The 25,800-nt window shown below is 73.4% G+C and carries 27 protein-coding genes; 6 read left to right on the forward strand and 21 right to left on the reverse strand.

Annotation, left to right across the window (positions count from 1 at the left end; all coding sequences use genetic code 11):
* The first annotated feature begins 47 nt into the window (after window positions 1-47).
* Window positions 48-1,028, forward strand: a complete 981-nt coding sequence (locus AB0C22_RS06975) for an MBL fold metallo-hydrolase (protein WP_357533935.1) — start codon at window positions 48-50, stop codon at window positions 1,026-1,028.
* Window positions 1,029-1,061: 33 nt separating this feature from the next.
* Here AB0C22_RS06975 and AB0C22_RS06980 read toward each other — a convergent pair whose 3' ends face one another.
* Genes AB0C22_RS06980 through AB0C22_RS07030 form a run of 11 tightly spaced genes read right to left on the reverse strand, consistent with a single transcriptional unit; the run spans window position 1,062 to window position 13,152 of the window.
* On the reverse strand, window positions 1,062-2,615 hold the full coding sequence (locus AB0C22_RS06980; RefSeq protein WP_357533937.1) for an AMP-binding protein: 1,554 nt from the start codon (window positions 2,613-2,615) through the stop codon (window positions 1,062-1,064).
* Window positions 2,612-4,135, reverse strand: a complete 1,524-nt coding sequence (locus AB0C22_RS06985; protein ID WP_357533939.1) for an AMP-binding protein — start codon at window positions 4,133-4,135, stop codon at window positions 2,612-2,614. Before AB0C22_RS06985 ends, AB0C22_RS06980 begins: the two co-directional genes overlap by 4 nt.
* Window positions 4,135-4,629 carry a VOC family protein gene (locus tag AB0C22_RS06990; RefSeq protein ID WP_219460777.1) on the reverse strand — a complete coding sequence of 165 codons (495 nt, stop codon included), beginning with the start codon at window positions 4,627-4,629 and terminating at the stop codon, window positions 4,135-4,137. Before AB0C22_RS06990 ends, AB0C22_RS06985 begins: the two co-directional genes overlap by 1 nt.
* A gap of 29 nt (window positions 4,630-4,658) precedes the next feature.
* A complete protein-coding gene (locus AB0C22_RS06995; protein WP_357533941.1) occupies window positions 4,659-5,579 on the reverse strand; it encodes an SDR family NAD(P)-dependent oxidoreductase in 921 nt (306 codons plus the stop codon).
* Window positions 5,576-6,760 (reverse strand): acetyl-CoA acetyltransferase, encoded by a 1,185-nt coding sequence (locus tag AB0C22_RS07000; protein WP_357533943.1) that lies wholly within the window; start codon window positions 6,758-6,760, stop codon window positions 5,576-5,578. Before AB0C22_RS07000 ends, AB0C22_RS06995 begins: the two co-directional genes overlap by 4 nt.
* Entirely contained in the window at window positions 6,750-8,162 is a 1,413-nt protein-coding gene (locus AB0C22_RS07005; protein WP_357533945.1) for a zinc ribbon domain-containing protein, read from the reverse strand. Before AB0C22_RS07005 ends, AB0C22_RS07000 begins: the two co-directional genes overlap by 11 nt.
* 17 nt (window positions 8,163-8,179) lie before the next feature.
* Window positions 8,180-8,971 (reverse strand): ABC transporter ATP-binding protein, encoded by a 792-nt coding sequence (locus AB0C22_RS07010; RefSeq protein WP_357533947.1) that lies wholly within the window; start codon window positions 8,969-8,971, stop codon window positions 8,180-8,182.
* Entirely contained in the window at window positions 8,968-9,858 is an 891-nt protein-coding gene (locus AB0C22_RS07015) for an ABC transporter permease (RefSeq protein ID WP_219460764.1), read from the reverse strand. The genes AB0C22_RS07010 and AB0C22_RS07015 overlap by 4 nt, the downstream gene beginning before the upstream one ends.
* 2 nt (window positions 9,859-9,860) lie before the next feature.
* Complete coding sequence (locus AB0C22_RS07020) at window positions 9,861-10,784, reverse strand: ABC transporter permease (protein WP_219460760.1); 924 nt, start codon at window positions 10,782-10,784, stop codon at window positions 9,861-9,863.
* Window positions 10,781-11,626, reverse strand: a complete 846-nt coding sequence (locus tag AB0C22_RS07025; protein WP_357533950.1) for a dipeptide/oligopeptide/nickel ABC transporter ATP-binding protein — start codon at window positions 11,624-11,626, stop codon at window positions 10,781-10,783. Before AB0C22_RS07025 ends, AB0C22_RS07020 begins: the two co-directional genes overlap by 4 nt.
* A 2-nt stretch (window positions 11,627-11,628) precedes the next feature.
* A complete protein-coding gene (locus AB0C22_RS07030; RefSeq protein WP_219460756.1) occupies window positions 11,629-13,152 on the reverse strand; it encodes an ABC transporter substrate-binding protein in 1,524 nt (507 codons plus the stop codon).
* 191 nt (window positions 13,153-13,343) lie between these two features.
* On the opposite strand from AB0C22_RS07030, the gene AB0C22_RS07035 reads away from it, so the two are divergent.
* Genes AB0C22_RS07035 through AB0C22_RS07045 form a run of 3 tightly spaced genes read left to right on the forward strand, consistent with a single transcriptional unit; the run spans window position 13,344 to window position 15,408 of the window.
* Window positions 13,344-14,081 (forward strand): enoyl-CoA hydratase/isomerase family protein, encoded by a 738-nt coding sequence (locus AB0C22_RS07035; protein ID WP_208566425.1) that lies wholly within the window; start codon window positions 13,344-13,346, stop codon window positions 14,079-14,081.
* Complete coding sequence (locus tag AB0C22_RS07040; protein ID WP_219460753.1) at window positions 14,078-14,896, forward strand: VOC family protein; 819 nt, start codon at window positions 14,078-14,080, stop codon at window positions 14,894-14,896. The genes AB0C22_RS07035 and AB0C22_RS07040 overlap by 4 nt, the downstream gene beginning before the upstream one ends.
* Window positions 14,893-15,408 (forward strand): flavin reductase family protein, encoded by a 516-nt coding sequence (locus AB0C22_RS07045; RefSeq protein WP_219460750.1) that lies wholly within the window; start codon window positions 14,893-14,895, stop codon window positions 15,406-15,408. The genes AB0C22_RS07040 and AB0C22_RS07045 overlap by 4 nt, the downstream gene beginning before the upstream one ends.
* Before the next feature lie 144 nt (window positions 15,409-15,552).
* Here the strand turns inward: AB0C22_RS07045 and AB0C22_RS07050 are convergent, their stop codons facing one another.
* From AB0C22_RS07050 to AB0C22_RS07075, 6 genes are all read right to left on the reverse strand, one after another.
* On the reverse strand, window positions 15,553-16,041 hold the full coding sequence (locus AB0C22_RS07050) for a MaoC family dehydratase (RefSeq protein ID WP_219460746.1): 489 nt from the start codon (window positions 16,039-16,041) through the stop codon (window positions 15,553-15,555).
* A 73-nt stretch (window positions 16,042-16,114) separates the two neighbouring features.
* The gene (locus AB0C22_RS07055; RefSeq protein WP_357533953.1) at window positions 16,115-16,858 is read right to left on the reverse strand and encodes an enoyl-CoA hydratase/isomerase family protein; all 744 of its coding nucleotides are present in this window, start codon (window positions 16,856-16,858) and stop codon (window positions 16,115-16,117) included.
* A gap of 5 nt (window positions 16,859-16,863) precedes the next feature.
* Complete coding sequence (locus AB0C22_RS07060; protein WP_357533955.1) at window positions 16,864-17,820, reverse strand: zinc-binding dehydrogenase; 957 nt, start codon at window positions 17,818-17,820, stop codon at window positions 16,864-16,866.
* Window positions 17,817-18,527, reverse strand: coding sequence for a nitroreductase family protein (locus tag AB0C22_RS07065; RefSeq protein WP_357533957.1), 711 nt, complete (start codon window positions 18,525-18,527; stop codon window positions 17,817-17,819). The genes AB0C22_RS07060 and AB0C22_RS07065 overlap by 4 nt, the downstream gene beginning before the upstream one ends.
* Window positions 18,524-18,937, reverse strand: a complete 414-nt coding sequence (locus tag AB0C22_RS07070) for a nitroreductase family protein (RefSeq protein WP_357534039.1) — start codon at window positions 18,935-18,937, stop codon at window positions 18,524-18,526. Before AB0C22_RS07070 ends, AB0C22_RS07065 begins: the two co-directional genes overlap by 4 nt.
* 103 nt (window positions 18,938-19,040) lie before the next feature.
* On the reverse strand, window positions 19,041-20,012 hold the full coding sequence (locus AB0C22_RS07075; protein ID WP_219460736.1) for a nuclear transport factor 2 family protein: 972 nt from the start codon (window positions 20,010-20,012) through the stop codon (window positions 19,041-19,043).
* Window positions 20,013-20,133: 121 nt separating this feature from the next.
* Here AB0C22_RS07075 and AB0C22_RS07080 point away from each other — a divergent pair, with 121 nt between their 5' ends.
* Window positions 20,134-21,282: an acyl-CoA dehydrogenase family protein gene (locus AB0C22_RS07080; protein WP_357534041.1), complete on the forward strand. Its 1,149-nt coding sequence runs from the start codon at window positions 20,134-20,136 to the stop codon at window positions 21,280-21,282.
* A gap of 108 nt (window positions 21,283-21,390) precedes the next feature.
* Here the strand turns inward: AB0C22_RS07080 and AB0C22_RS07085 are convergent, their stop codons facing one another.
* From AB0C22_RS07085 to AB0C22_RS07100, 4 genes are all read right to left on the reverse strand, one after another.
* Window positions 21,391-22,038, reverse strand: a complete 648-nt coding sequence (locus AB0C22_RS07085) for a TetR/AcrR family transcriptional regulator (protein ID WP_208570612.1) — start codon at window positions 22,036-22,038, stop codon at window positions 21,391-21,393.
* Window positions 22,039-22,273: 235 nt separating this feature from the next.
* A complete protein-coding gene (locus AB0C22_RS07090) occupies window positions 22,274-23,188 on the reverse strand; it encodes a hypothetical protein (protein ID WP_357533960.1) in 915 nt (304 codons plus the stop codon).
* A 108-nt stretch (window positions 23,189-23,296) separates the two neighbouring features.
* Complete coding sequence (locus AB0C22_RS07095; RefSeq protein ID WP_219460731.1) at window positions 23,297-23,959, reverse strand: response regulator transcription factor; 663 nt, start codon at window positions 23,957-23,959, stop codon at window positions 23,297-23,299.
* Window positions 23,956-25,074 carry a histidine kinase gene (locus AB0C22_RS07100; RefSeq protein ID WP_357533962.1) on the reverse strand — a complete coding sequence of 373 codons (1,119 nt, stop codon included), beginning with the start codon at window positions 25,072-25,074 and terminating at the stop codon, window positions 23,956-23,958. Before AB0C22_RS07100 ends, AB0C22_RS07095 begins: the two co-directional genes overlap by 4 nt.
* 220 nt (window positions 25,075-25,294) lie before the next feature.
* Between AB0C22_RS07100 and AB0C22_RS07105 the strand changes: the two genes are divergently transcribed.
* Window positions 25,295-25,732, forward strand: coding sequence for a DUF6223 family protein (locus AB0C22_RS07105; RefSeq protein ID WP_357533964.1), 438 nt, complete (start codon window positions 25,295-25,297; stop codon window positions 25,730-25,732).
* Window positions 25,733-25,800 lie beyond the last annotated feature (68 nt).

A 25,800-nucleotide genomic window follows, 5' to 3' on the forward strand; every position in this document is an offset into this window, starting at 1 on the left:
CGACCATCCGGTATGTTGGTGTCCCACAGTAAGGGAGCCTCCCGACGATGTCCAGACCCGCGATCGACGCCCACGCCGCCAGTTGGCGGGCCCGCCAGGTGCCGGTCCCCGCCCAGGTCGTCGACGGTGTCTGGGCCATCCCGGTCCCCCTGCACGGCAGCGCCCTGCGGTCCATCACCGTCTTCCTGATCACCACCGGCGACGGCCCCGTCCTCGTCGACGCCGGCTACGACCACCCGAGCTGCTGGGCGTCGTTCCAACGGTCGCTGGTCGCCATCGGCCAGCGGGTCGACACCATCACGGCGGTCCTGCTCACCCACAACCACCCCGACCACGTCGGGTTCGCCGACCGGGTACGCACCGCCTCCGGCGCGCGGGTGGTGATGGGCGCGGCCGACGACTTCGCCACCATGCACCGGCGGCGCGGCACCTTCCTCCAGCAGGTACGCAGCGCACTCGACCTGACCGGCGCCCCGCCCGACGTCGTCGCCGCCATGTACGCCGACGCGGTCGCCGTCGCCGTGCACCGGGAGGACCTGCGGCTCGACGTGGCCGTGGCCGACGACACCGAATTCCGCTTCGGCGACGTGACCGTCCGCGCCCTACCCGCCCCCGGGCACACCTACGGCCACACCGTCTACGTCGACTCCCGGGGCCTCGTGTTCACCGGTGACACGATGATGGCCGAGGGCCCGACCCAACTCGCCATCGTCAGCCGCCCCGACGACGACCCGGCCGCCGACCTGTTCGGCACGCTGGCCCGCATCGGCGACCTCGGGGCCGCCATCGCCTGCCCCGCCCACCAGTTCCCCTACCGCGACGTCGCCGCCCGCGCGCAGGCCCTCACCGCGTTCCACCGCGACGAGGTCGCGACGGTCCGGGGCCTGGCCCGCGACGGCGACACCGCGTGGGACGTCGCCCGGCGGATGACCTGGAAGAAGCCGTGGGACGAGCTGGGCCGGGGCACCCGACGGTTCGCCCTGGTGCACACCCTCGCCCTGCTGCGCCACGCCGCCACCGACAGGTGACGCCGGGGCGGCCCGCCCGACCCGACGAGCGGCTCAGTCGCGCCGGGCGTCGTCGTACGTCCAGTCCGGGCGCAGGGTCGAACGCAGCTCCCGCAGGGTCCGCTTGAGCACCTTGCCGGACGGGTTGGTGGGGAACTCCGGCACCAGGTAGACCTCCTTGGGCACCTTGAACCGACCCAACCGCTGCCCGGCGTGCGCGATCAGCGCCTCGGGCGTCAACCCCGGCCGGGCCACCACGAACGCGGCCGGCACCTCCTGCCACACCGGGTGCGGGGCGGCCACCACCGAGGCGGCCAGCACCAGCGGATGGTCGGCCAGCACGTTCTCGATCTCGGCGCTGGACATGTTCTCCCCACCACTGCGGATCATGTCCTTGAGCCGGTCACGGATGTAGAGGTAACCGTCGGCGTCGAAACAGCCGATGTCACCGGTGTGGAACCAGCCGTCCCGGAACGCGGCGGCGGTCGCCGCCGGATCGTCGAGGTAGCCGGGGCTCACCTTCGGCCCGCGTGCGACCACCTCACCGGGCGCGCCGACCGGCACGTCCGCACCGTCCGGGTCGACCACCCGGACCTGGACCCACGGCACCGGCAGCCCCACCGACCCCTGCTTGGACTCCTGGTGCGCGGCGTCGAGGTAGGTCAGCCCGCTGCACGTCTCGGTCAGGCCGTACCCCTCGATCAGCCGGGCGTTCGGGAACAGCCCCCGGGCCACCCCGAACAGCGCCGAGGTGACCTGCGAGAAGATCAGCCAGCGGACCGACGACAGGTCGGCGGCGGCGGCGGTGGGCTCGCGGCGGACCAGGTCCAGCATGGTCGCCGCGACCACCATGCCGGTGATCCGTTCCGTCTCGATCGCCCGCAGCACGGCCGCCGGCACGAACCGGCGGTGCAGCACCATGGCGCCCCCGACGTGCCAGATGCCGAAGCCGGGCAGGTCGGTGCCGCCGACGTGGTAGAGCGGCGCGACGTTGAGGATCCGGTCCGTCGGCCGCAGCCCCAGCTCGACGATCTGGGCGTGCATGTTCCGGTTCACGTTGCCGTGGGTGAGCAGCACCCCCTTGGGCAGGCTGGTGGTGCCGGACGTGTAGACGATCCGTTGCAGGGCCGCGTCGTCGAGGTCGGCGTCGGCGACCCGCGCGCCCCGGTGCGCCGCGACGAGCGCCCGCACGTCGGTCCAGCCGTCGTCGATCGGCTCCAGCGCGAACCGGCGTACGGCCGGCAGGTCGGCGAGGGCGGCGGCGGTGAGCGCGGCGAACTCCGGCACGGTGGCGACCGCCCCGACCCGCGCGTGCGCCAGCAACCGGGCCAGCTCCCCCGCGGTGAGCCGGTAGTTCAGCGGGACCACGACCGCGCCGAGTTTCGCCAGGGCCAGGCAGAGCAGGAGGAACTCGGGGACGTTGTCCGCGACGACCGCCATCCGGGCGTCCCGGCGTACCCCCTCGGTGGCCAGACCGGCGGCCAGGGCGTTGACGTCGTCGTCGAGCTGCCGGTGGGTCCACCGGCGGTCGGCGAAGACGAGCGCGTCGGCGTCGGCGAACCGGCGGGCGTTACCGGCCAGCATCGCGGCGAGGTTCGCGGTGCTCACCCGGACACCGCCGCCTCGCGCAGCGCCTTCTTCAGCACCTTGCCGGAGTCGTTGCGCGGCAACGACGTCACCAGCTGCACGTGCCGGGGGACCTTGTAACGGGCCAGTTCGGCCCGGCAGTGCGCGCGCAGCTCCTCGGCGGTGGCGCTCGCGCCGCCACGGAGGATGACGAACGCCTTGGGCACCTCGTCCCACTGCGGGTCGGGCACCCCGATCACGGCGACCTCGGCGACGTCGGGGTGCTGGGCGAGGACCCGTTCGATCTCGGCGCTGGCGATGTTCTCCCCACCGGACTTGATCAGGTCGGCCCGGCGGTCGACGAACCACAGGTAGCCGTCGGCGTCGATGCGGCCCACGTCGCCGGTGCGGAACCAGCCGTCGCGCCGGCTGCGCCGGTTGGCCTCGTCGTCGTTCCAGTAGCCGGGCGACACCTTCTCCCCCCGGACGATGATCTCCCCCTCGACGTCCGGGCCGACCGGCCGGAAGTGCTCGTCGACGATGCGGATCTGCACCCCGGGGAACGGTGCCCCGAGCGCGCCCAGCTTGCTCTGCTCGTGGGCGGCGTCGAGGTAACAGACGCCGTTGCACAGCTCGGTCATGCCGAAGGTGTCGATCAGGCGGACGTGTGGCAGCCGACGCTTCACCTCCTGCCGCACGCTCGGCGCGACCCCGGCGAACAGCAGGTAGCGCAGCGCACCGAGGTCCGGCGGGTCGTCCAGGTCGAGCAGGCCGAACAGGATCTGGGCGGCCAGCACCAGGCCGGTGATCCGTTCCTCGGCGGCGATCCGGGCGATGTCGGTCGGCTTGAACGTCGGGGTGAGCACCATCGTCGCCCCGGCGACGAACGTCGCCAGGCCCGGCGCCTCCAGCCCGCTGACGTGGAACAGCGGCGCGGAGACGAGGATCCGGTCGGCGGCGGTCAACTCCAGTTCGAGGACCTGCGCGAAGTGGTTCGCGGTGAGGTTCCCGCAGGTGTGCACCACCCCCTTGGGGCGGGCGGTGGTGCCCGAGGTGTAGAGCAGCCGGTGCACGTCGGCGGGGCCCTTGTCGGCGTCGGCGACCCGGACGCCGGGTGGCTGACCGGCGAGCAGGTCGGCCAGCCGTCGGGCGTCACCGACGACCGTGTCGCCGTTGGCGACCAGCGTCCGCAGCCCGGTCGTGGCCGCCAGCCGGGCGGCGTCGGCGGCGAAGTCGTCGTCGTAGAGCAGCCCGGTGACGCCGGCCTGGTCGATGACGTACGCCTGCTCGTTGACGTGCAGCCGCCAGTTCAGCGGCACCGAGACCGCGCCGAGCCGGCTCAGCGCCAACAGCTCGATGACGTAGGTGGCGGTGTTGCGCCCCAGCACCCCGACCAGGTCGCCGTCGGCGATGCCGGCGTCGCGCAGGGCCGCGGCGTGCCGGTCCACGTCGGCGTCCAACTCGGCGTACGACCAGCGGGTGGTCCCGTCGACCAGGGCCTCGGCGTCGGCGCGGCGCAACGCCTGGCGACGCAGCGTCTCGGTGAAGTTGCTGCCGCCCATCAGTCGCCGCTCCCCCGCCGCCGGGCCAGGATCTCCTCCCGGGACGGCAACGACACGAACTCCAGCAGGTTGCCGTCGAGATCGCGGGCGGCGAAGGCGGTGATGTACCCGTAGTTGTCCAGCAGCACCCGGTTGGGCGCGGACAGGCACTGCGCGCCCAGCTCGGTCAGCCGCCGGTGCAGGTCGTCCAGCTCGTCGCGCGGCACCTCGAAGCTGAGCAGGAAGGTGCCCAGCTCCAGGTGACCGGCGGTGGCGGTGCGGGTCTTCACGCCGTTCCACTCGATGAGTTCGAGCTGGCCGACCCGGCTGGGGCCCTGGAGGTACTGGACCCGGCCGGTGGTGCCGGCGGGCAACCCCAGCGACACCTCGATCCCCGGCCCGCCGACGTCGGTACGCAGCGTCCGGCGGTAGCCCAGGGCGCGTTCGTAGAAGTCCGCGGCGCGGTCGACGTCCGAGACGGTCATGGCCACGTGGTGCACTTCGCTGACCGGCATGATGCCTGCCTTCCGATGGGGTTCGCGGTTCAGGCGGACGGTCCGGACGGCCCGCCGAGGACCCGTTGGATCAGGGTGACCTCGTCGGCGCCACTGTCCGGCACGATGAAGTCGTCGAGTCGGCAGATCTCGTCCACCGCGTCGAGGATGTCGTCGGGCGAGGCCGGCGCGGTCCCGCCGTACCAGCCGGGGGTGACGCCCAGGAAGATCCGCCCGACCCGGCCGCCGCCCACGGTGAGGATGTGCCGGTTGAGCTGGCACTGCTCCGAGGCGAGGAAGGTCGCCACGGCGGCCACGTGCTGCGGGTCGAACCGGTCGGTCAACTCGCCGAGCAGGTTCTCGGTCATCCGGGTCGCCGCCGTCGGCGCGATCGCGTTGACCAGGATGCCCCGGCGGGCGCCCTCCAGCGCGAGCACGTTCATCAGCCCGATCAGGCCGGTCTTGGCGGCGCCGTAGTTGGCCTGACCGAAGTTGCCGAACAGGCCGGACGACGAACTGGTCAGCACGATCCGGCCGTAGCCCTGGGCGACCAGGTGCGGCCAGGCGGGCCGCAGCACGTGGAACGCCCCGGCCAGGTGCACGTCGAGCACCGCGCTGACGTCCTCGTCGGACATCTTGGCAAGCGTCCGGTCCCGCAGGATGCCGGCGTTGTGGATGACCGCGTCGAGCCGGCCGTACGTGTCGATCGCCCGGCCGACCAGGTCCGCACCACCGGCGGCGGTGGCCACCGAGTCGGTGGAGGCGACGGCGGTGCCGCCGGCCGCGCGGATCTCGGCGACGACCTGTTGCGCCGCGCCGGAGGAACCGGAGCCGTCGACCGTCCCACCGAGGTCGTTGACGACCACCGACGCGCCCCGTGCGGCGAGGGTCAGCGCGTGCGCCCGGCCGATGCCGTTGCCCGCGCCGGTGACGACGACGACCCGGCCGTCGAGGGTGACCCGGGCGCTCATCGCTCGTTCCCCAGGACCGCCACGAACGCGACGCAGGAGCCCGGTTGCCCGCCGAGGTTCTGGGCCACCGCCAGCCGGGCGTCGGGCACCTGTCGGGGCCCGGCCTCCCCGCGCAGCTGGGTGAAGCACTCGAACATCATCCGCAGCCCGGTCGCGCCGATCGGGTGGCCGAACGACTTGAGCCCGCCGTCGGTGTTGACCGGCAACGCCCCGTCGGCGTCGTAGCGGCCGTCGAGGATGTCCCGCCACGCCTTGCCGCGGGCGGAGAAGCCCAGGTCCTCCATCAGCACCACCTCCGTCGGGGTGAAACAGTCGTGCACCTCGGCCAGCGAGATCTGGGTCGCCGGGTCGGTCACCCCGGCCTGCGCGTACGCCTCGCGGGCGGCGGTGACCACCTCGGGGAAGGTGGTGAAGTCGTAGCCGTCGGCGGCCAGACCCGACCCGGAGCCGGCGACGAAGCTCATCCCCCGTAGGTAGACCGGTTTGTCGGTGTACCGGTGGGCGTCCTCGGCCCGGACCAGGATCGCCGCCGCCGCACCGTCGGAGACGCCGGAGCAGTCCATGACGCCGAGCTGCCCGGCGATGCGGGGGGACCGCTCGACCGTCTCGGTGGTCACCGCCCGACGGAACTGGGCGCGGTCGTTGCGGGCCCCGTTGGCGTGGTTCTTCACCGCTACCCGGGTCATCGCGGCGCGCATCTGTCGCTCGTCGATCCCGTACGCCGCCTGGTAGGCGGGGGCGAGCAGGGAGAATCCGGCCGGGGCGGTCCAGTCGACGTCGGTGCCGTCGGCGGGTGGGAAGACCGCCGACAGCCCGGAGTACGAGGAGTCCTTGAGTTTCTCCACCCCGGTCGCCATCACCATGTCGTACGCGCCGGAGGCGACGGCGAAGGCGGCGTTGCGCAGGGCCTCCGAGCCGGTGGCGCAGTAGTTCTCCACCCGGGTCACCGGCTTGCCGGTCAGCCGCAGCGGGCGGGCGAGGGTCTGCCCGGACATGCCCGAGCCCTGGGTGCCGACCCAGAACGCGTCGACGTCGTCGAGGGTGACGTCGGGCAGCGACCCGACGCACTCCTGCACGGCGTCGACGAGCAGGTCGTCGGCGGAGGAGTTCCAGTGGTCCCGGAACGGGGTGCAGCCCATCGCGACGATCGCGACGTCGTGGGTGGTGCGCCTACTGGCCATCGGCGGTGTCCTTCCCTGGCGCGGCGTCCGCGGGTGCCGGGCGGAGCTTCCAGAAGTAGTTGTGGATCGAGTCGGTGGTCCAGAGCCGGCGGAAGGTGGGGGCCATCGCCATCCCCACCGCCACGTCGCCGGGTGCCACGTCGGTGGCGTATGCGCTGAGCCGGCCGCCGCCGTCGACGTCGGCGACGACGATCGCGACCTCCGGTTCCGGCATGGTCGTCAGGTGGTCGCGGGTCACCGAGACCACCCTGGCGGTGCGGTCGCGCAGCGACACCGGGGCGGTGCCGGACCCGGCGGTGCCGCAGGAGGCGCAGACCCGGCCGGGGGGTGTGGTGACCCGGCCGCAGGCGTCGCAGCGGCTGCCCTCCAGCCGGTACTTCCAGCCGGCCCGGCGGTGCATGGGCGGGGCGGCCGGGGCCGGGGCGGCCGGCCGGGCCGGGCCCTGCACGTCGAGCAGTCCCCGCCAGCGCAGGTAGCGGCCGTAGCCGAGGCGCTGCCGGGCGGCGAGCTGGGCGCGGACGGTCGGCCCGCCCCGGGCGGCGCGGACCCCGTCGCCGACCCGCAGCACGAACGCGTCGGCGCCCTCGGTGGCCGACAGCAGCAGGATGGTCTGCCCCGGTTCCGCCTCGTCGAGGGCGTCCGCGAGCAGCAGCCCGGGGTGGGCGGCCCCGGTGAAGCCGGTGGCCCGTTCGACGGTCGCGTCCTGCCCGGTGCCGCCGAGCGCCTTGCGTAGCGTCGCCGCCGCACGGGGATTCGACGACGACACCACCACCTGGTCGACGGTGTCGAGGGACGCCTGCGCCAGGGCCCGGCGGGCGGTGTCGAGGCCGGCGGCGACGAGGATCTCGGCGGTGAACCGTTCGTCCCAGACCCGGTCGTGCCGTTCCCCGGGCAGCCGCCAGCGGTCCAGCAGTTCGGTGGTGTGGCCGGCGCGGGCGAGGAGCACGGCGGCCCGCCGGCCGCCGACGAACGCCGTGGCGGCGTCCCCCTGGGCCAGTTCGTCGGGGGCACCGGGCCGGGTGGTGCGCACGTCGGCCAGGGCCGCGGTGGCGACACCCCGCAGGACCAGGTCGAGGGCGGACGCGCCGGCCCGGTGGCCGCGCAGGTCGAGGGCGGTGACGCCGGGGTCGAGGCCCAGCGCCTCGTGGACCACCCCGGCGGACGTCTTCGTCTCGTACGGGGCGCTGGTGGTGGCCAGCAGCAGGTGCCGCCCGGCCGGGGTGTCGGCGGCGACGTGCCGCAGCGCCTCGACGGCCATGGTGACGGCGTCCTCGTCGTAGCCGGCGACGCTGCGGGCACGGCCACCGGCACGGGCCGGGCCGCTCGGGTCGAGCCTGTTGTCGTCGAGCGCGTACGCCGGGAGGTAGGCCGCGTAGGCGTCGATGCCGGGTTGGTCGGGCATGGGTCGCGGGTTCTCCTTCAGCTCCACGAGGGGATGGCGGCGAGCAGGCGTCGGGTGTACTCCTGCTGCGGTCGGTCCAGCACGGTCAGGGCGTCGCCCTGTTCGACGACCCGCCCGCCGCTCATCACCGCGATCCGGTCGCACAGGTCGCTGGCGAGCATCAGGTCGTGGGTGACGAAGAGCAGGCCGATGCCGAGTTCGTCGACCAGGGTGCGGAACAGGTCGACGACCTTGGTCTGGGTGGTGACGTCCAGGGCGGTGGTGCACTCGTCGGCGATCACCAGCGCGGGGCGGGTGACGACGGCGAGCCCGATGGCGACCCGCTGGCGCAGGCCGCCGGAGAGCTGATGGGGGTAGCTGGCCAGCACCCGGCCGGGGTCGTCGATGCGCATCTGGGCCAGCACCTCCACCGAGCGGCGTTCCACCTCGGCGCGGGTGATGTCCCGGACGTGGCGGCGCAGCACCTCGGCGAGCTGGGTGCGGACCTTCAGCAGCGGATTCAGCGACCGGGACGCGTCCTGGAAGACCATGCCGACGGCACTGCCCCGGACCCGGCCGGTGCGGTCGACGCCGGGGGCCACCACCTGCTCACCGGCGACCGCGATGGTGCCCTGGTCGACCCGGACGTTGCGGTCGAGCAGCCCGACGACGGCGCGGGCGAGGGTGGTCTTGCCGCTGCCGGACTCGCCGACGACGCCGACAATCTGGCCCCGGCGGATCTCCAGGTCGACGCCGTCGAGCAGGCGCAGCTCGCCGTCGGCGAGCCGGGCGGTGATGGACAGTCCGGAGAGTGTCAGCAGTGCGCTCATCGCCGCCTCTTCCGCGGGTCGTGGTGGGTGAGCAGCGCGTCGCCGAGCAGGTTGACCAGCAGCACCAGCACGGTGATGGCGAGCCCGGGGAAGAAGGCGATCCACCAGGCCTGGCTCAGTTCGTCCTGGCCGGAGGCGAGCATCGAGCCCCAGCTGTTCATCGGCGGCACCACGCCCAGGCCGAGGAAGCTCAGCGCGCTCTCGACCAGGATCGCGGTGCCGACCTGGAGGGTGCCGAGCGCGACGATGGTGCCGGCGAGGTTGGGCAGGATGTGCCGGAAGACGATCCGGGGTTCGGACGCGCCGGCGGCGCGCAGGCCGACGACGAACTGGCGTTCCCGGATGGCCAGGGTCGCCGCGCGGGTGACCCGGGCGCACACCGCCCAGCCGGTGAGCGCCAGCACCAGGAACAGCACCGGCAGGGAGCTGCCCCGGTTGGCGATGATGGCGAGGGCGACCAGGATGAACGGCAGGGCGAGCTGGGCGTCGATGAGGATCGAGATGACCCGGTCGACCCAGCCCCGGAAATAGCCGGCCAGCAGGCCGAGCAGCGTGCCGGGGCCGATCGCGACGAGCGCGCCGACCAGGCCGATCACGATGGTCAACCGGCCGGCGGAGACGAACTGGGTGAGCAGGTCCTGGCCGAGCTTGTCGGTGCCGAGCGGGTGCGCCCAGCTGCCGCCGGAAAGGAACGCGGGCGGCTGGCGGGTCGCGTCGAGGTCCTGGCCGCCGTCGGGCAGCAGCCCGGTCAGCGGCAGCACGAACACCGCGACGGCGGTCACCGCCAGTGGCAGGGCCAGCCAGAACACCGAGGTACGCGCCCGGCGGCCGGCCCGGCGCGGTGGCGACACCGGGGCGGTGACCGGGTCGAGTTCGAGTTGGCTCATGCTCACCGCACCCTCGGGTCGACGATCGAGTGCAGGACGTCGACGAGCAGGTTCAGCAGCACGAACACCAGCGCGCCGAACACCACGATCGCCTGCACCAGCGGGAAGTCGCGGAACTGGATGGCCTGCAACGCGAGCTGGCCGAGACCGGGCCAGGAGTAGACGTACTCGACGGCGACCGCGCCGGAGAGCAGGATGCCGGTCTGGAGCACCACGATCGTCAGGATCGGCATCATCGCGTTGGTGAAGGCGTGCCGCCACACCACCCGGCGGGTGCTGATGCCCCGGGCGCGGGCGGAGTCGATGTAGGGCTCGGCCAGCGCGTCGCTCATCGAGGCGCGGGTGAGCCGGGCGATGTGCGCCATCGGGTAGACCGACATGGTCAGCGCGGGCAGGATCAGGTGTCTCGGGCTGCCGGACTGGCCGGCGGGCAGCCAGCCGAGTTTGACGGCGAACAGCACCACCAGCATCATGCCGAACCAGAAGACCGGCACGGACTGGCCGAGCAGGGCGAGGGTGGAGGCCCCCCGGTCCCACCAGGTGCCCTCCCGGGTGGCCGCGAGCACCCCGAGCGGGATGCCGACCAGCAGGGCGAGGGCCATGCCGGCACCGACCAGTTGCAGGGTGAACGGCAGCCGGTCGGCGATCATCGAGGTGTTGGACTGGTAGAACTGCAACGACTGGCCGAGGTCGCCGGTGAACACGCCCTTGAGGTAGTCGAGGTACTGCACGACGACGGGCAGGTCCAGGCCGAGCTCGTGGCGCAGCGCCTCGCGTTGCTCGGGCGGGGCCATCGGGCCGAGGATGGTGGCGGTCGGGTCGCCGGAGAGCCGGCCGAGCAGGAACGCCAGGCTGAGCGCGATGAGCAGCGAGGCGAACAGCGACGCGAGCCGGCCGCCGACGCGGCGTACGGTGCTGGCCTTCATCGGCGGGACCTCCAGCGCGCGCCGGGCATCGCGGCGAGCAGTTCGCGGGTGTAGTCGTTCTCGGGGGTGCCGAAGACCCGGTCGCAGGGTCCCGCCTCGACGACCCGGCCCCGGTACATCACGTGCACGACGTCGCAGAGCGAACGGACCACGGCTAGGTCGTGGCTGATCATCAGCAGCGCCGCGCCGGTGGTGGCCCGGATCTGCCGTAGCAGGGCCAGCACGTCGGCCTGCACGGAGACGTCGAGGCCGGAGGTCGGTTCGTCGGCGACGATGAGGCGGGGACGCATGAGCAGCGCGCGGGCGATGCAGACCCGCTGCGCCTGGCCCCCGGAGAGCTGGTGGGGGTAGCGGTCGAGCAGGTCCGGGGCGAGCCGGACCCGGCCGAGCAGGTCGGCGTCGTCGATCCAGGAGGTCCGTTCGGGTTGCAGCGCCCGCAGTTCCCGCAGCCCGGAGCGGACCGATTGGCGGGGGTCGAGCGAGCCGTGCGGGTCCTGGAAGACCACCTGCACCTCGGGGCGCAGCCGACGCAGCTGGGTGCGGCTGACCGCCGCGAGCGAGTGGCCGAGCAGCCGGATGTCGCCCCGGCCGCGCGGGCCGAGCCCGGTGGCGGCCATCGCGAGGGTGGTCTTGCCGGAGCCGGACTCGCCGACGACGGCGACGCTCTCGCCGGCCCCGATCCGCAGTGACACCTGGTCGACGGCGCGGAAGAGCGCGCCGGTGCCGCCGTCGCGGTGCTCGACGACGAGGTCGTCGACCTCCAGCACGGGGGTGTCCGACTCCGGGGTGCGGGGGTGCCGGGCGACCTCGCCCGGCACCCCCGTCTCCGCTGCCTCGGACATCGTCAGCGGGTCGCCTTCGTGAAGTCCACGGTGTTCAGCGGGCCGAACACCACGCCGGAGACGCCGGGGCCGGTCGCGTAGTTGAACACCTGCCGGTACAGCGGCACGTAGCAGTGCTTCTGGACCACGCCGATCGTGTTGAGCTGCTCGTAGAGCGGGGCGGCCTGCTGGGCGTCGTTCTGTTCCAGCGCCTGCTGGGCCAGGGTGTCGATCTGCGGGTCGGGGCAGTTGCCGGTGATCGACTTGGTCTTCATGAAGCCGCTGACGAAGTAGTCGGGCACGGCGACGTTCGGCACCCCGGCGAAGATCGACAGGCCGGGCACCTGGCGGCCGATGATCCGCTTGACCAGCGTGCCGTAGTCCAACGGCACGTAGCTGACCTTGAAGCCGGCCTTCTCCAGGCTGCCACCGACGGCCTGGGAGACCTCTTCGATGTTGGTGTACTGGGCCGCCGGGTAGGTGATCTGCACGGTCGGGGTCGCCCCGCCGAGGAGTTCCTTGGCCTTGGCGGCGTCGGCGGTCACGCTCTGCGTCGGCTGCTGGCCGGGCTTGACGTTGAGCAGGCCGGCGTCGGCGACCGCCTGGCCGTCGAAGATGCCCTTGACGATGGCGTCGCGGTCGATGGCCAGGGCCGCCGCCTCGCGCAGCTTGGGGTCGTCGAACGGCGCCTTCGTGGAGTCGAGGAAGGCGATGATCTTCATGGCGGTCTCGGTGCTGACCACCTCGACCCCGGCGGACTTTGCGGCGCTGGCCTGGGCCGGCGGCAGGTCGAAGGAGACGTCCACGCTCTTGCTCTGGATCAGCGCGAGCCGCTGGGCGGCCTCGTTGGCCCAGGTGAAGGTGACACCCTCGTTGGTCGCCTTGGTGCCCCAGTAGCCGGGGTTGCGCTTGACCGAGATGTCCCGGCCGGCGTTCGCGCCGGACCAGACGTACGGGCCGGTGCCGACGGGTGCGGCGGCGAAGCCTTCCGAGCCCTTCTCCTGGTAGTACTTCGGCGGCACCAGGTAGACGGTGGTGAGCAGGTCGGGGATGTCGTACTGCGGGGTCTTGGTCTTGACCACGACGGTGGTGGCGTCGGGTGCCTCGATCGCGGTGACGTTGCCGAAGTACGACTTGAGCTGCGAGGCCGCGCTGTCGCGGGTGAGCGTGATGGTGTTGGCCACCGCCGCCGCGTCGGCCTTCTCGCCGTTGCTGAAGCTGATGTCGGGTCGGACCTTGAGCGTCCAGGTCGTGGCGTCGGTGCGGGTCCAGCTCGTGACCAGGCCGGTGTTGGTCGGCGCGAGGTCGCTACCGGTGTTGATCAGGGGTTCGAGCATCGTCGCCCAGACGATCTGGGCGGAGCGCGCGCCGACGATCGGGTCGAGGGTCGCCGGTTGGGCGGCGAGCAGCGCCCGGATCGGGGCGGTGCCCGACGCGCCGGAGTCGTCGGAGTCGGAGCCGCCGCACCCGGTGAGGCCGGCGCCCACGACGGTCAGCGCGGCGGCCAATGCCAGGAAGCGCCGGGAGCGCAGGGATTTCATGATCATCATGGGTGTCCTTCACTGCGATGGACCCGTCATGTCTCCGCGTGAGGCGGCGGTGACGTTCGCCACAAAGTACCGACCAGCCGGTATCAAGTCAACGGGTCGGCCGGGTATCCCGCTCGTGACATTCACGTGACACAGGGCCGCCGGCCAGCACCGTTGTATTCATACCGACCGGTATGTATGATACCGCGGTGACCATCACCCGCACCTCCGGGCACGACGGCCGCCTCGCCCGGATCCGCTACGACAACGCGGCACGCGGCAACTGCTTCGACACCGCGACGCTGCACGACCTCGTCGACACCCTGGAGACCGCCGCCGCCGACGCGCGCTGCGTGCTCATCCGCCTCGACCTGGCCGGCAGGCACTTCTGCGCCGGCTGGGACACCTCCTCCTTCGCCGCGCTGGCCGGTGCCACCCGGGAGACCGTCGCCGCCGACCTGCGCGCCAGCGACGCCGCACTACAGCGCATCCGGCAACTGCCGGTGCCCGTCGTCGCCGCCGTCCGGGGGCGGATCATCGGGTTCGGCGTCGGCCTGCTCGGCGCCGTACACCTGCCGGTCGCCGCCGCCGACGCCCAGCTGTCCCTGCCGGAGGCCCGGTACGGCTTCGCGCCGGCCGGCGTCGGCCACACGATCGCCCGGTCGGTGCCCCGGCCACACGCCTACCACCTGCTGACCGGCGCGGCGACGGCGACCGCCGACCAACTCCTCGACTGGGGCCTGGTGGCCCGGGTGGTCGCCACCGACGAGCTGGACCGGGCGGTCGACGACCTCGTCGACACCCTGCTGGCCGTGCCGGGGTCCACCCTGCGGGCGGTGGTCGAGGTGATCGAGTCGAGCCTGACCACCGGCACCGCCGACCAGGCGTACGACATCTCGGCCCGCACGATCGTCGCGGGCCCGGCCACCCAGGGAGCAGCCGGATGAGACCACGATTCCGACCCGGCGAGGCGGTCTGGGTGGAGCTGTGCACCCCCGACCCGGAGCAGGCCGAGGTGTTCTACGGCGCGCTGCTCGGCTGGACCGTCCGGGCCGAACGCCTCGGCGCCACCACCTACCGGATGTGCAGCCGCGACGGGCGGGACGTCGCCGGGATCTCCGACGCCGCCGCACTGCACGGCGACCGGCCCCGGGGCTGGCTCACCTACTTCGCCGTCGACGACGTCGCCGCGTCCGCGCGGCAGGCGGTGACGCTCGGCGGCGAACTGGTCTCGCCGCCCCGCTACCTGCCGGCGGCGGGCACCGGCGCGGCGGTCGTCGACCCGTTCGGCGCGGCCTTCGGCCTCTACCAGGGTGAGTCACGCGTCGGCGTCCAGGCGGTCAACTCGGTCGGCGCGCTGTGCTGGAACGAACTGGACACCGGTGAACCCGCCGCGTCGGTGGCCTACTACCGCGCCCTGTTCGGCTACACCACCCGGCAGCGCGACGACTCCCCGACCGCCCGGCCCTACACGCTCCTGACGCTCGGGGACGTGCCGGTCGCCGGGGTCCTCGAACTCGACAACGCCTGGCCGAACCTCATCCCGTCGAGGTGGATCACCTACTTCGCCGTCGCGTCCCTGGACGACGCGCTGGCCCGGGTGACCGCCCTCGGTGGATCACCGACGGTCGGGCCGGTCGACACCCCACACGGGCGGCTGCACCTGGTGAAGGACCCCGGCGGCCACACCCTGTGCCTCATCCAGCTCGAAGACGGGCTCCGCCCCGACCACGACTCCAGCGACCCGGCGGTGAACCGATGATGGCCGAGCCCCTGTTCGACTCCGCCGAGTTCCGCCAGGTGTGCGGACACTTCCCCACCGGCGTGACGGCGGTGACCGCGGTGACCGCCGAGGGCGCCGTCGCCGCGCTGACCGTCAACTCGTTCACCTCGGTCTCCCTGGAGCCGGCGAAGGTGCTGTTCTGCGTCACCACCTTCTCGTCGAGCTTCCCGGTACTGATGGGCTCCGACCGGATCGCCATCCACATCCTCAGCCAGGACCAGCAGGACGTGGCCCGCCGGTTCGCCACCTCCGGCCTGACCGGGGCGCAGCGGCTCGACGGGGTCTCCTGGGTGCCCGGCCCCGACGGGGTGCCGCTGCTGCCCGACACCCCGGCGATCCTCGCCGGCCGGCGCGACGAGGTGATCGCCAGCGGCGACCACGTGATCATCCTGCTCGACGTGGACCAGGTGCACCTGAAGCCGACGGACGTGCCGGCGCTGTCGTTCTACCGGGGCCGGTTCGTCACGCCGTCCCGGCCGGCGACCGAGTGAGCCCCGGCCACCGGCCTTCCGAGTCAGCCCCGGCCGCCGGCCTTCCGGGTCTGCCCCGGCCGGCGGCCCAGCCGGAGGAGCGCCGGCCGGCGACCGGGTGAACGCCCGCACCCGGTCAGCCCGGGTGCGGGTCGGTCGGCGGCCTCAGGCGTGGTAGCGGAACAGGATCTCCGCCACGCAGCAGGGCTGCGACGTCTCGGCGAACTCCACCACGATCGACGCCTTGGCCTGGACCCCGGCGGCCGAGCCCTCCCCCGCCGGGGCGATCGGCGTCGCCGAGACCAGCGTCGCGGTGCCCTGGATCTCGACACCCGGTGGCAACGGCCGGACGAACCGGACCCGGTCCAGGCCGTAGTTGACCCCCATCGAGAAGGTCCGCACCTCCAGGATGTCGGCGAGCAGCCGGGGGACGAGGGCAAGGGTCAGGAACCCGTGCACGACGGTGCTGCCGAACGGCCCGGACCGGGCCCGCTCGACGTCGACGTGGATCCACTGGTGGTCCCCGGTCACGTCGGCGAACTGGTCGACCTGCTGCTGGGTCACCACCTGCGGCGCGCTGACCCCCAGCTCCGCGCCGACCAGTGCCAGCAGCTCGTCGGGGGTGTCGATGGTGGTTCGCCTCGTGGTGCGCATCCGGGTGCTCCAATTCGGGTGGTGGGTACGGGAGTCGGCCCTGCTCCGGCGGGCCGGCGCGGTGCGGAACGGGTCAGTCGGGGGTCGCCGCCGGAGGCGTCGACCCGGTGCGGACGGCCGCCTGGGCGGTGACGTGTGCGGTCAGGGTCGCCCACTCCCGGTCCCAGGCCGCGTCGTCGGGCACCGGGCGGGCGAGGCCCAGCATCCGCCGGATCGCCGTCGCGTCGAGGGCGGCCACCGCGTCGGCCAGCGCGTCGACGTGCCCGACGAGGTGATCGTCGGACACCGCCGCACTGACCAGTCCCCGGCGTACGCACTCGTCGGCCGACCAGGTTTCCCCGGTGATCAGCAGGCGGCGGGCGAGCGCCGGGCCGACGGCGAGGGGCAGCAGGACGCTTGACCCCCAGCCGGGGACCTGCCCGGCGGCGAGGTGCCGGTCGCCGATGCGGGCACTGTCGGCGGCGACCGCGAGATCACAGGCGAGCAGCAGTTCGAGGCCGCCGCCGAAGGCCGCCCCGTTCACCGCGGCGACGGTGGGCACCGGGGCCGCCCGGATGCCGCGTACCAGGCGGCGGCCCCGGTCGAGGTGGGTCAGCAGCGCCGGCAGGTCCCCGAGCAGGCCGGTCGCCTCGGCGAGATCGGCCCCGGCGCAGAAGCTGCGGCCGGTGCCGGTGAGCACGAGCACCCGTACGCCCGGGTCGGTCGCGGCGGCGAGCCACCGTTCGAGCCCGGCCAGCACCGTGCTGTCGCAGGCGTTGCCGGCCCCGGGACGGTCGATCCGCGCCCAGAGTGCGGGCCCCCGCCGGGTCAGCGCCACGGAGGTCACGTCAGGCTCACGCAGAGCTTGCCGAACCCGGTGCCGGCGAGCATCCGGCCGGCCTGGACGCGGATGTCGGCGAGGTCGACGACGCTGTCGACGGTGGGCCGGAGGCGGTGGGTGTCGACGAAACCGACCAGGGCCACGAACTCGTCGAGCGTGCCCATGGTCGCGCCGTGCACGCTGATCTCCCGGGCGAACAGCCGCGGCAGGTCCAGTTCGGCGGTGAAGCCACTCGTGCCGCCGCACACCACGATGGTGCCGCCGGCCCGGGTGGAGCGGGTCGAGTGGGCGAAGGTGGCGGGGCCGACGGTCTCGACGACGATGTCGGCGAGTTCCGGCGTCCGCGCGCCGCTGTCCAGGGCGACGGCCGCGCCGAGGGCCAGTGCCCGTTCCCGTTTGGCCGGGGAACGGGAGGTGACCATGACGGTGGCACCGGCGGCCACGGCGAGGCTGATCGCGGCGGTGGCGACCCCACCGCCCGCGCCCTGCACCAGGACCACCCGCCCGGGAGCGACCGCCGCCCTGGTGAACAACATCCGGTACGCGGTGAGCCAGGCCGTCGGGAGGCTGGCCGCCTCGGCCCAGCTCAGCCCGGCCGGCTTGGGGACGAGGTGTGCCGCCGGCACGACGATCCGCTCGGCGAGGACACCGTGGCCGGCGTCGGGGAGCAGGGTGGCGTGCGGGACGGTCCGGCCGTTCGGCGCGGTGGGCAGCACCGGGTAGACGATCACGTCGCGACCCTCGGCGACCCCGGCCGCGTCGCTGCCGATGACCCGGGGCCCGTCGTGCGGTGCGGTGCCGACGCCGCGCAGCGTCCACAGGTCGTGCATGTTGAGCGCGCCGGCCCGGACGTCGACGTCCACCCAGCCCGGGGGCGCCGCCGGGGCGGCGAGGTCGCCGACGCGCAGCGCGCCGACCGGGTCGTCGGCGCAGGGTGTCAGGACGTGGGCGGCTCTCATCGCGTCGCCGATCCGGCCGGTTCGGTGGGGCCGTTCCAGAACGCCACGTCGGCGAGGTCGGCCCGGGCGGCGGGACGGAAGTCGAGTCCCCGGGTGTAGGCGACCGGGACGAGGGTGACCGGTCGCCAGTCGTCGGGCAGGCCGAGCACTTCGCGTACCCGGGTGGCCCGGTGCGCCATGGCGGTGGCCAGCACCGAGCCGAGGCCCCGGGAGCGCAGCGCGAGCTGGAACGACCAGGCGAACGGGAAGATCGACCCGTAGTAGCCGGACGCGGTGCCGCCGACCGGCCGCTGCGGGATCGGCTTGGTGCTGCACAGCACGACGAGGACGGGTACCCGCGCCAGGTGGTCGACGAGGTGCTTCACGGCGGTGAGGACCCGGTGCTGCCGTGCCTGGGCCTGCGGGTCGGCGCGTACGCCCGGCGACAACCGGGCGGTGGTGGCCGCCTCGCCGTCGGCCAGCGGCTGCGCGACGGTGGCGTCCCAGATCTCGGTGTACAGCTCGGAGAGCTGCCGTTTGAGCGTCGGGTCGTCGACCGCGACGATCCGCCAGTCCTCCAGGTTGGAGCCCATCGGCGCCTGCTGCGCGAGGCGCAGACACTCCTCGATGACGGCCCGGCCGACGGGCCGGTCGAAGTCCATCCGGCGGCGCACCGCCCGGGTGGTGGTCAACACCTCGTCGATGTCGGTGATCACTGCGCTGCTCATCCGTGGTCCTCTCCGGTGAGGCGGTCGACGGGCTTGTCCCGGTAGGGCAACGGCGTCCCCCACCGGTCGAGATAGCTGACGGCGTCGACGGGCCGCCGGGCCGCGACCTTGAAGTCGGTGCCGACGGTGTACGCGACGGGCAGCATGGTGATCTGCACCGCGCCGTCGGGTATGCCGAGCAGCGCGGCGACGGACGCCGCGTGGTGCAGGTGCAGGGTGGTGATCACCGTGCCGAGCCCGCGGGCCCGTAGCGCCAGGTTGACCTGCCAGATCGCCGGATAGAGCGACCCGTGGAGGGCGGAGTTGGTGCCGGGGCCGCCGGTGGCCGGGTCGGGCCGCGTCGCGCAGGGGATGACGAGGTACGGGGCCCGGCCGATGTTCCGCGCGAGGTGTTCGGCACCGGCGAGGATGCGTGCGGTCCGGGCACTGACCGTGCCGTCGGCGTCGACACCGCCGAGGCGGCCCCGGACGAGGTGGTGGTCAGCACGTGGTTGAGGTCGGTGAACGGCAGGCTCATCGGCCGACCTCCGCGTCGTGGCCCATCAGGTCGGCGACGTGCAGGGTGTCGCAGTACTCACGGACCTCGGCGATGCCCCCGGGCTGGACGTCGACGACCCAGAGGTAGCGGTTCTGGTAGCGGGAGCCGTCCCCGAGAGTGGCTTCGCCCCGGGCCTCGACGGCGACCAGGGTGTCGTCGACGACCCACCGCTCGGCGGTCACCTCGACGGCGGCCGACCGGTACGCCCCGCCGGACAGCCGCGCCCGCATCGCGGCGAGCTTGCCGGTCATGGTGACCCGCCCGTGCAACGGCCCGTTGGCGTCGAGGTCGCCCCACCGGTGCTGCCGGCCGAGGTCACGGCGGCGGCCGGAGTCGGTCCACCAGGTGGCATCGGCGGTGAAGTGGGCACCGAACGCGTCGAGGTCGCCCCGGGCCAGCGCCGGCCACGGGGCCAGCGCCGTCACCAGTGCCGTGGGCGCGTCGGCAAGGTCGGGCGCGCGGCAGGCCGGACGGTCGTCGAGGCTGCTGCGGGCGACGGCCGCGCCGCCGCCCACGACGTGCTGCGCGTGGCTGGTGTCGAGGTACTCCCGGACCGCGACGACGGCTCCGGCCGGGTTCACGTCGAAGACGAAGCCGTAGCGGTTGGCGTACTCCAGGCCGCTGGCGTGCACGCCGTACCCTTCGACCTCGATGACGCAGGTGTCGTCCCCGGCGATGATCCGGCGCGGGATCTGCCGGCAGCCGGTCGGAAACGCCTTCGGGCCGAGGGACCGCATCAACGCGAGCTTGTCGTCCATCCGCATGACGCCGTGCAACGGGAAGCGCCCGCTGCCGCGCGGGGCGAGGACCGGGTCGCCGCCGCGTCGGTCGGGGCCGGTGTCCACCCACCAGGTCGCGTCGACGGCGCACAACCGGGCGAGGCCACCGAGGCTGCCCCGGTCGAGCGCGGAGACGAAGTCCATGCCTGTCCGGACCGCGCGGGTCATCCGGCCTCCCACATTCCGACTGGTGGGTATCTAACCCTGTCGGACCGGGCAACTCAAGGGATGCTTTACATACCGACCGGATGGTATTATCGACGACAGCTTGTTGACGAGGGGGTTTGTGGTGTTCGAGGCGTACCAGGTGCCCGAGGAGCACGACGCGGTCCGGGAGGCCGTCCGGGCGGTGTGCGACGCCAGGGTCGCGCCGCACGCCGCCACCGCCGACGAGAACAGCGAGTTCCCGCAGGCCGCCTACGACGCGCTGCGGGCCGCCGACTTCCACGCCCCGCACATCCCCGTGGAGTACGGCGGTGCCGGCGCGGACGCCCTGGCCACCGCCATCGTCATCGAGGAGGTCGCGCGGGCCTGCGCCTCGTCGGCCCTCATCCCGGCCGGCAACAAGCTCGGCACGATGCCCCTGCTGCTGGCCGGCTCCGAGGAACTCCGGCGTCGCTACCTGCCGCCGGTGGCCGCCGGTGAGGGGATGTTCTCGTACTGCCTGTCGGAGCCGGAGGCGGGCAGTGACGCGGCGTCGATGACGACGCGGGCGGTGCGTGATGGTGATCACTGGGTGCTCAACGGGGTGAAGCGGTGGATCACCAACGCCGGCGTCTCCGAGTTCTACACGGTGTTCGCGGTGACCGACCCGGCGGCCCGCTCGCGGGGGATCTCCGCGTTCGTGGTGGAGAAGTCCGACCCGGGGGTGAGCTTCGGTGCTCCGGAGAAGAAGCTCGGCATCAAGGGCTCTCCGACGCGGGAGGTCTACCTCGACAACGTACGGATCCCGGCGGACCGGATCATCGGCGAGCCGGGGACCGGGTTCGGCACCGCGATGCGGACCCTGGACCACACCCGGGTCACCATCGCCGCCCAGGCCGTCGGGATCGCCCAGGGGGCCCTGGACTACGCCAAGGGCTACGTGCAGGAACGCAAGCAGTTCGGCAAGGCGGTCGCCGAGTTCCAGGGCATCCAGTTCATGCTCGCCGACATGGGCATGAAGTTGGAGGCCGCCCGCCAGTTGACCTACGCGGCGGCGGGGAAGTCCGAGCGTGGCGACGCGGACCTGACCTATTTCGGGGCGGCGGCGAAGTGTTTCGCCTCGGACGCGGCGATGGAGATCACCACCGACGCGGTGCAGTTGCTGGGCGGGTACGGCTACACCCGGGACTACCCGGTCGAGCGGATGATGCGCGACGCCAAGATCACCCAGATCTACGAAGGCACCAACCAGGTCCAACGCATCGTCATGGCCCGCCAGCTGCTCGCCGGCTGACGATCAACCACCTGCGGGCACCCGCCTGACGAGCCGTCCCGCCTGACGAGCCGTCCCACCTGACGGCGGCGTTTGCGGGCCGACGACCCGGGCCGACCATCCACCGGATCAGCTGCCCGGCCGGGCGGTCAGCCCCTCCAGCACCATCGCGCCGAACTGGCGGGCCACCTCGTCGACGCTGAGCGGACCACCGACGTTGAGCCACTGGTACGCCCAGGCGCACATGCCGACCAGCCCGAAGGTGGCGATACGCGGGTCGACGTCCGCGCGGAACACCCCCCGGGCGACACCGTCGGCGACCATCCCGGCGAAGGCGGCCTCCACCAGGCCACGCTTGCGGGTCACCTCGGCGAACAGGTCCCCGGTCAGATACCGCCGCTCCTGGTAGAAGATCGTCACGTGGGCCCGGTACTCGGCCACGCTGGTGAGGCTGAACCGGATCAGCTCCCGTACCCGCACGGTCGGGTCGTCACTGTCGGCTTCGATCTTCTGGATCGCGGCGAGCTGCGCCTCGAGGTACTCCTCCTGGATGTGCCGCAGCAGGTCGTCCTTGCTGGCGAAATGGTGATAGAAGGCGCCCTTGGTGAGCTGCGCCTGGTCGGCGATCTCCTGCACCGAGGTGCGGTCGAAGCCACGCTGCTCGATCAACCCCAGCGCACTGGTGATCAACGAGTTACGGGTGTTCTCCGGGTCGTACCCGTCGGGCCAGCGTTGCCGGCGTCGGGTCGACTCCGGGCGAGACGTCGCGCGCGCCATTGGTGGCCTCCTATCCCGAGTACAGCCACACAATGCTACCGTCCGGTCGGAAGGAAACGAAGAGAGCCACCCCGGTCAATCCGCCCGAGATTCGGCGGCCACCAGCCGTCGCCGGGAATACCGGCGGCGACGCCCGTGGTCACGACCACCGACGACCTCCACCACAGCGGTGTCGGAGCACAGGGCCGCCGCAGGCGGGAACGGCGGAACGGGCCGGACCCGGCGCCGGGCGGACTCAGCGCCGGGCGTCGCCCGACCGGCCGCGACCGGGCGTCCCGGCCCGGTGACCGACGCGCGGCACGCGTACCACCGGGGAGGTCGCCGCCCCGGGGCGGAACTCCCGGGCCGCACCGGCCACCATCTCGTCGGGGTCGTCGGCGAGCACCTGCCGCAGGTGCGGCGGGACGAACTCCGACGTCGCCACCGCCATCCGCACCTGCACCGACCGGTCGTCGACCAGGTCGCGCAGATCCGCCTCGTCCAACTCGACGGTCAGCACCAACGCGGCGCGGACGTCCGGCACCGGGTCCCGGGCGAGCGCGCCGCGGTGCACGGCGGTGGTCCGCGGATTGCGGGCCAGCCCCTTGCGTACCCGGGCCGTCCGATCGGCCAGCAGGGCGGTGATCACCTCGGGGTCGTGGGTGTGGGTGGCGAGCCGTTCCCGCACCTCGGGTGAGACGTCGTCGACCAGCCGCGCGGCCAGCTCCGGCTCCAGCTCCAGCTCCCGCGACTCGGCGAGCAGACCACGCAGCTCCTTGTCCGCGGTCTGCGCCATCACCCGACGCACCGATTCGTCGCAGGCCGGATTGCCGGCGACCGCCCAGCGGACCCACCGGTCGGCGTCCTTGACCAGGCGCAGCAGGTTGGCGATCGAGGTCGCCGGGTTCCTCGCCACCGCCTCCCGCACCTCACGGTCCGGGTCGCGGGTCAGCGGACGCAGCGCCTGGGCGGGCGCGTCGGCCCGGGTGGCTACCGCCCGGCGGACCACCGGCGACGGGTCGGCGGCCAGGTCGATCAGGGTCAGATGGGCCGTGCCGGGGTCCTGCGCGAGGGCGAGCCGGCCCTCGACCCCACCGTCCGTCGCCTCCTGCGCCGCGGCACCCGACCCACTGCGACGGTCGGTCCCGCCGACGTCCTGCTGCTTGCCCATGGGCGTCATCATGTCACGGCCCACCGGGCACGCCGCGAGGCCGACCGGTGCCCCGACCCGCCACCCTCCCGGCCCCGCCCGTACGTCACACCCGGGCCGCCGTGGCGCTCATCCTCCGCCGGGGGCGACCAGGCCGGACTCGTAGGCGATGATCACCAGTTGGGCCCGGTCGCGGGCGTGGAGCTTGGTCATCGCCCGGTTGATGTGGGTCTTCGCGGTCAACGGGCTGATCACCAACCGGGCGGCGATCTCCGCGGTGGACAGCCCCCGCGCGACCAGGACGACGGTCTCGCGCTCCCGGCCGGTCAGCCCGGCCAACCCGACGCCGGCGTGGACCCGGGGGCGGGCGGCGACGTACCGGTCGATGAGTCTGCGGGTGATCGACGGCGCGAGCAGGGCGTCACCCCGAGCGGCGACCCGGACGGCGTGCAGGAAGTCCTCCGGCACGACGTCCTTGACCAGGAACCCGGCCGCACCGGCGCGTAACGCGTCGAAGACGTACTCGTCCAGGCCGTAGTTGGTCAGGATGACCACGTGCACCCCGGTCAGGGTCGGGTCCGCGACGATGCGCCGGGTCGCCTCGATGCCGTCCATCACCGGCATCTGGATGTCGAGCAGCGCGATGTCCGGCCGGTGCCGGCGGGCGAGCGTCACCGCCGCCACACCGTCGGCGGCCTCCCCCACCACCTCGATGTCGTCCTCCATGTCGAGCAACGCACGGAAGCCGCTACGCAGCAGCGGTTGGTCGTCGACCAGCAGGACCCGGATCACGGCGTGCCACCCGTGGGAAGCTCGGCGCGGACGGTGAACCCGCCGTCCCCGCGCGGTCCGGCGCGCAGCCGGCCGCCGAGCGCGGCCACCCGTTCACGCATGCCGAGCAGTCCGACGCCGCGCGTCGGCACGCCGGTCGGGAGGGCGCTGCCGTCGTCGTCGACCTGGATGGCCAGCGCACCCGGACGGTAGTCGATCCGGACCGACGCCGTGGCGGCGGCGGCATGCCGGGTGACGTTGGTGAGGGACTCCTGGACGATCCGGTACGCCGTCCGACCGACCGCCGTCGGAACGTCGTGCGGGTCTCCCCCGACGGTCAGTGTGGTGTCCAGCCCGGCTGCCCGGGCCTGACGCACCAGTTCCGGGACGTAGTCGAGACCGCGCGGCGTGGACCCACCGTCGTCCCGTAGCACCTCCAGAGTGGCCCGCAGCTCCCGGGTCGCCTCCCGACCGGCCGCCCGGATCGCCAGCAGGGCCTCCGGCACCTCCTCGCCGCGCTTGCGGGCCAGGTGCACGGCCACCTCGGACTGCACCTTGATGACCGATATCTGGTGGGTGAGCGAGTCGTGCAGCTCCCGCGCGATGTGCAGTCGCTCCTCGTCGGCCCGACGCCGTGCGGTCTCCTCCCGGGTACGCTCGGCCTCGTCCGCCCGCCGCTCGGCCTGCCGCAACGCCTCCCCCGCCGCACCGGCGGCGACCAGCCAGGCCAGTTCGAGCACCCCCCGGGACCGGGCGAGAGCCGCGCCCAGGGCCAGTTGCTGCGGCGGGCCGAGAACCACCAGCGGCAGCGCCACCAGCATCGTCACCGCCGCCACCACCGTGGCCGTGCGGTGCCCCGCCCGGACGGCGGCGTACACGGCGAACAGGAAGGCGACGGCGGGCACGTCGAAGCCGGCCGCCTGGCACCCCACCGCGCACACCCCGGTGCCGACCAGCACGGCGACCGGGGCGCGGCGGCGGGCGGCGAGGGTCAGGCCACCGGCCGCCAGCAACGCGTAACCGACCGGGGAGCGACCCGGGTCGCCGGAATGACCGGCCAGCCCGGCGACCACCAGCGTGACCGCCACCGCGCCGGCGATCGCCCAGTCCCGGACACCGCGGCGTGCTGTGCTCATCCGCGCACCCTAACCGGGTGCCGCCGCCCGGCGGGTCCTGCTGGCGGACGACCCGGGGGCTACCACGGACGCGGTACCCCTACCGCGTCGGCGGTGCCCGGGTACGCCCCGGCGGCAGTGCGAACCGTCCACGTTCGCCGGACGACGACGGCCGGGCCCGGCGACATGATCGGGGAGACCGGCGCGCGGGACCACGCGTCGTGGACAGAGGAGCATCATCATGCGTGCAGCAGGCAATTCCCGGGCGTCCCGACTGGTGTCGACGACCGTCACCGCCGCCGTTCTCGGCGGGACCTGGTTCGCCGCCCCGGCATCGGCGCACCCCTCGGCGCGGCAGGCCGCCGTCGGCGTCACCACCATGAGCGCCGGGCGACTCGGGGCGACGCTCGCCGCGCTACTGGGTCTGGCCGGGCTGGTCATCGGCGGGCTGGCGCTGGGCCGGCCCACCGTCCGGCCCGGCGGCGGACGGCGCGGCGCCGTCCTGGCCCTGACGGCAGGGGTGGTCGGCATGGCCCTGGGCGCTCTGGTGGTGGCCACTTCGGACAGCGGCATCGGCACCGGCAACGGGCGCGGCGGCGGTTACCTGGCCCTGGTGCTGGGGTTACTCGCCGTCGGGCTGGGCGGGCTGGCGCTGACCCGCAGCCGCCGGACCGGGTGAGCCGGCCACCGGCGCGGCGGCCCCGGGCCTCCCGGCGGGGCAGGGCGGCCCGGCGACCGGGTGAGCCG

This window comes from Micromonospora sp. NPDC048894 (genome assembly GCF_040649765.1).
Lineage (GTDB): Bacteria > Actinomycetota > Actinomycetes > Mycobacteriales > Micromonosporaceae > Micromonospora > Micromonospora antibiotica.

Excerpts from the sequence above, each read along its gene's own strand:
- AB0C22_RS06975 (WP_357533935.1), top strand. The coding sequence starts at position 48 with ATGTCCAGACCCGCGATCGACGCCCACGCCGCCAGTTGGCGGGCCCGC.
- AB0C22_RS06985 (WP_357533939.1), bottom strand. The coding sequence starts at position 4,135 with ATGGGCGGCAGCAACTTCACCGAGACGCTGCGTCGCCAGGCGTTGCGC.
- AB0C22_RS06990 (WP_219460777.1), bottom strand. The coding sequence starts at position 4,629 with ATGCCGGTCAGCGAAGTGCACCACGTGGCCATGACCGTCTCGGACGTC.
- AB0C22_RS06995 (WP_357533941.1), bottom strand. The coding sequence starts at position 5,579 with ATGAGCGCCCGGGTCACCCTCGACGGCCGGGTCGTCGTCGTCACCGGC.
- AB0C22_RS07000 (WP_357533943.1), bottom strand. The coding sequence starts at position 6,760 with ATGGCCAGTAGGCGCACCACCCACGACGTCGCGATCGTCGCGATGGGC.
- AB0C22_RS07005 (WP_357533945.1), bottom strand. The coding sequence starts at position 8,162 with ATGCCCGACCAACCCGGCATCGACGCCTACGCGGCCTACCTCCCGGCG.
- AB0C22_RS07010 (WP_357533947.1), bottom strand. The coding sequence starts at position 8,971 with ATGAGCGCACTGCTGACACTCTCCGGACTGTCCATCACCGCCCGGCTC.
- AB0C22_RS07015 (WP_219460764.1), bottom strand. The coding sequence starts at position 9,858 with ATGAGCCAACTCGAACTCGACCCGGTCACCGCCCCGGTGTCGCCACCG.
- AB0C22_RS07020 (WP_219460760.1), bottom strand. The coding sequence starts at position 10,784 with ATGAAGGCCAGCACCGTACGCCGCGTCGGCGGCCGGCTCGCGTCGCTG.
- AB0C22_RS07025 (WP_357533950.1), bottom strand. The coding sequence starts at position 11,626 with ATGTCCGAGGCAGCGGAGACGGGGGTGCCGGGCGAGGTCGCCCGGCAC.
- AB0C22_RS07030 (WP_219460756.1), bottom strand. The coding sequence starts at position 13,152 with ATGATCATGAAATCCCTGCGCTCCCGGCGCTTCCTGGCATTGGCCGCC.
- AB0C22_RS07040 (WP_219460753.1), top strand. The coding sequence starts at position 14,078 with ATGAGACCACGATTCCGACCCGGCGAGGCGGTCTGGGTGGAGCTGTGC.
- AB0C22_RS07045 (WP_219460750.1), top strand. The coding sequence starts at position 14,893 with ATGATGGCCGAGCCCCTGTTCGACTCCGCCGAGTTCCGCCAGGTGTGC.
- AB0C22_RS07050 (WP_219460746.1), bottom strand. The coding sequence starts at position 16,041 with ATGCGCACCACGAGGCGAACCACCATCGACACCCCCGACGAGCTGCTG.
- AB0C22_RS07060 (WP_357533955.1), bottom strand. The coding sequence starts at position 17,820 with ATGAGAGCCGCCCACGTCCTGACACCCTGCGCCGACGACCCGGTCGGC.
- AB0C22_RS07065 (WP_357533957.1), bottom strand. The coding sequence starts at position 18,527 with ATGAGCAGCGCAGTGATCACCGACATCGACGAGGTGTTGACCACCACC.
- AB0C22_RS07075 (WP_219460736.1), bottom strand. The coding sequence starts at position 20,012 with ATGACCCGCGCGGTCCGGACAGGCATGGACTTCGTCTCCGCGCTCGAC.
- AB0C22_RS07085 (WP_208570612.1), bottom strand. The coding sequence starts at position 22,038 with ATGGCGCGCGCGACGTCTCGCCCGGAGTCGACCCGACGCCGGCAACGC.
- AB0C22_RS07090 (WP_357533960.1), bottom strand. The coding sequence starts at position 23,188 with ATGGGCAAGCAGCAGGACGTCGGCGGGACCGACCGTCGCAGTGGGTCG.
- AB0C22_RS07100 (WP_357533962.1), bottom strand. The coding sequence starts at position 25,074 with ATGAGCACAGCACGCCGCGGTGTCCGGGACTGGGCGATCGCCGGCGCG.
- AB0C22_RS07105 (WP_357533964.1), top strand. The coding sequence starts at position 25,295 with ATGCGTGCAGCAGGCAATTCCCGGGCGTCCCGACTGGTGTCGACGACC.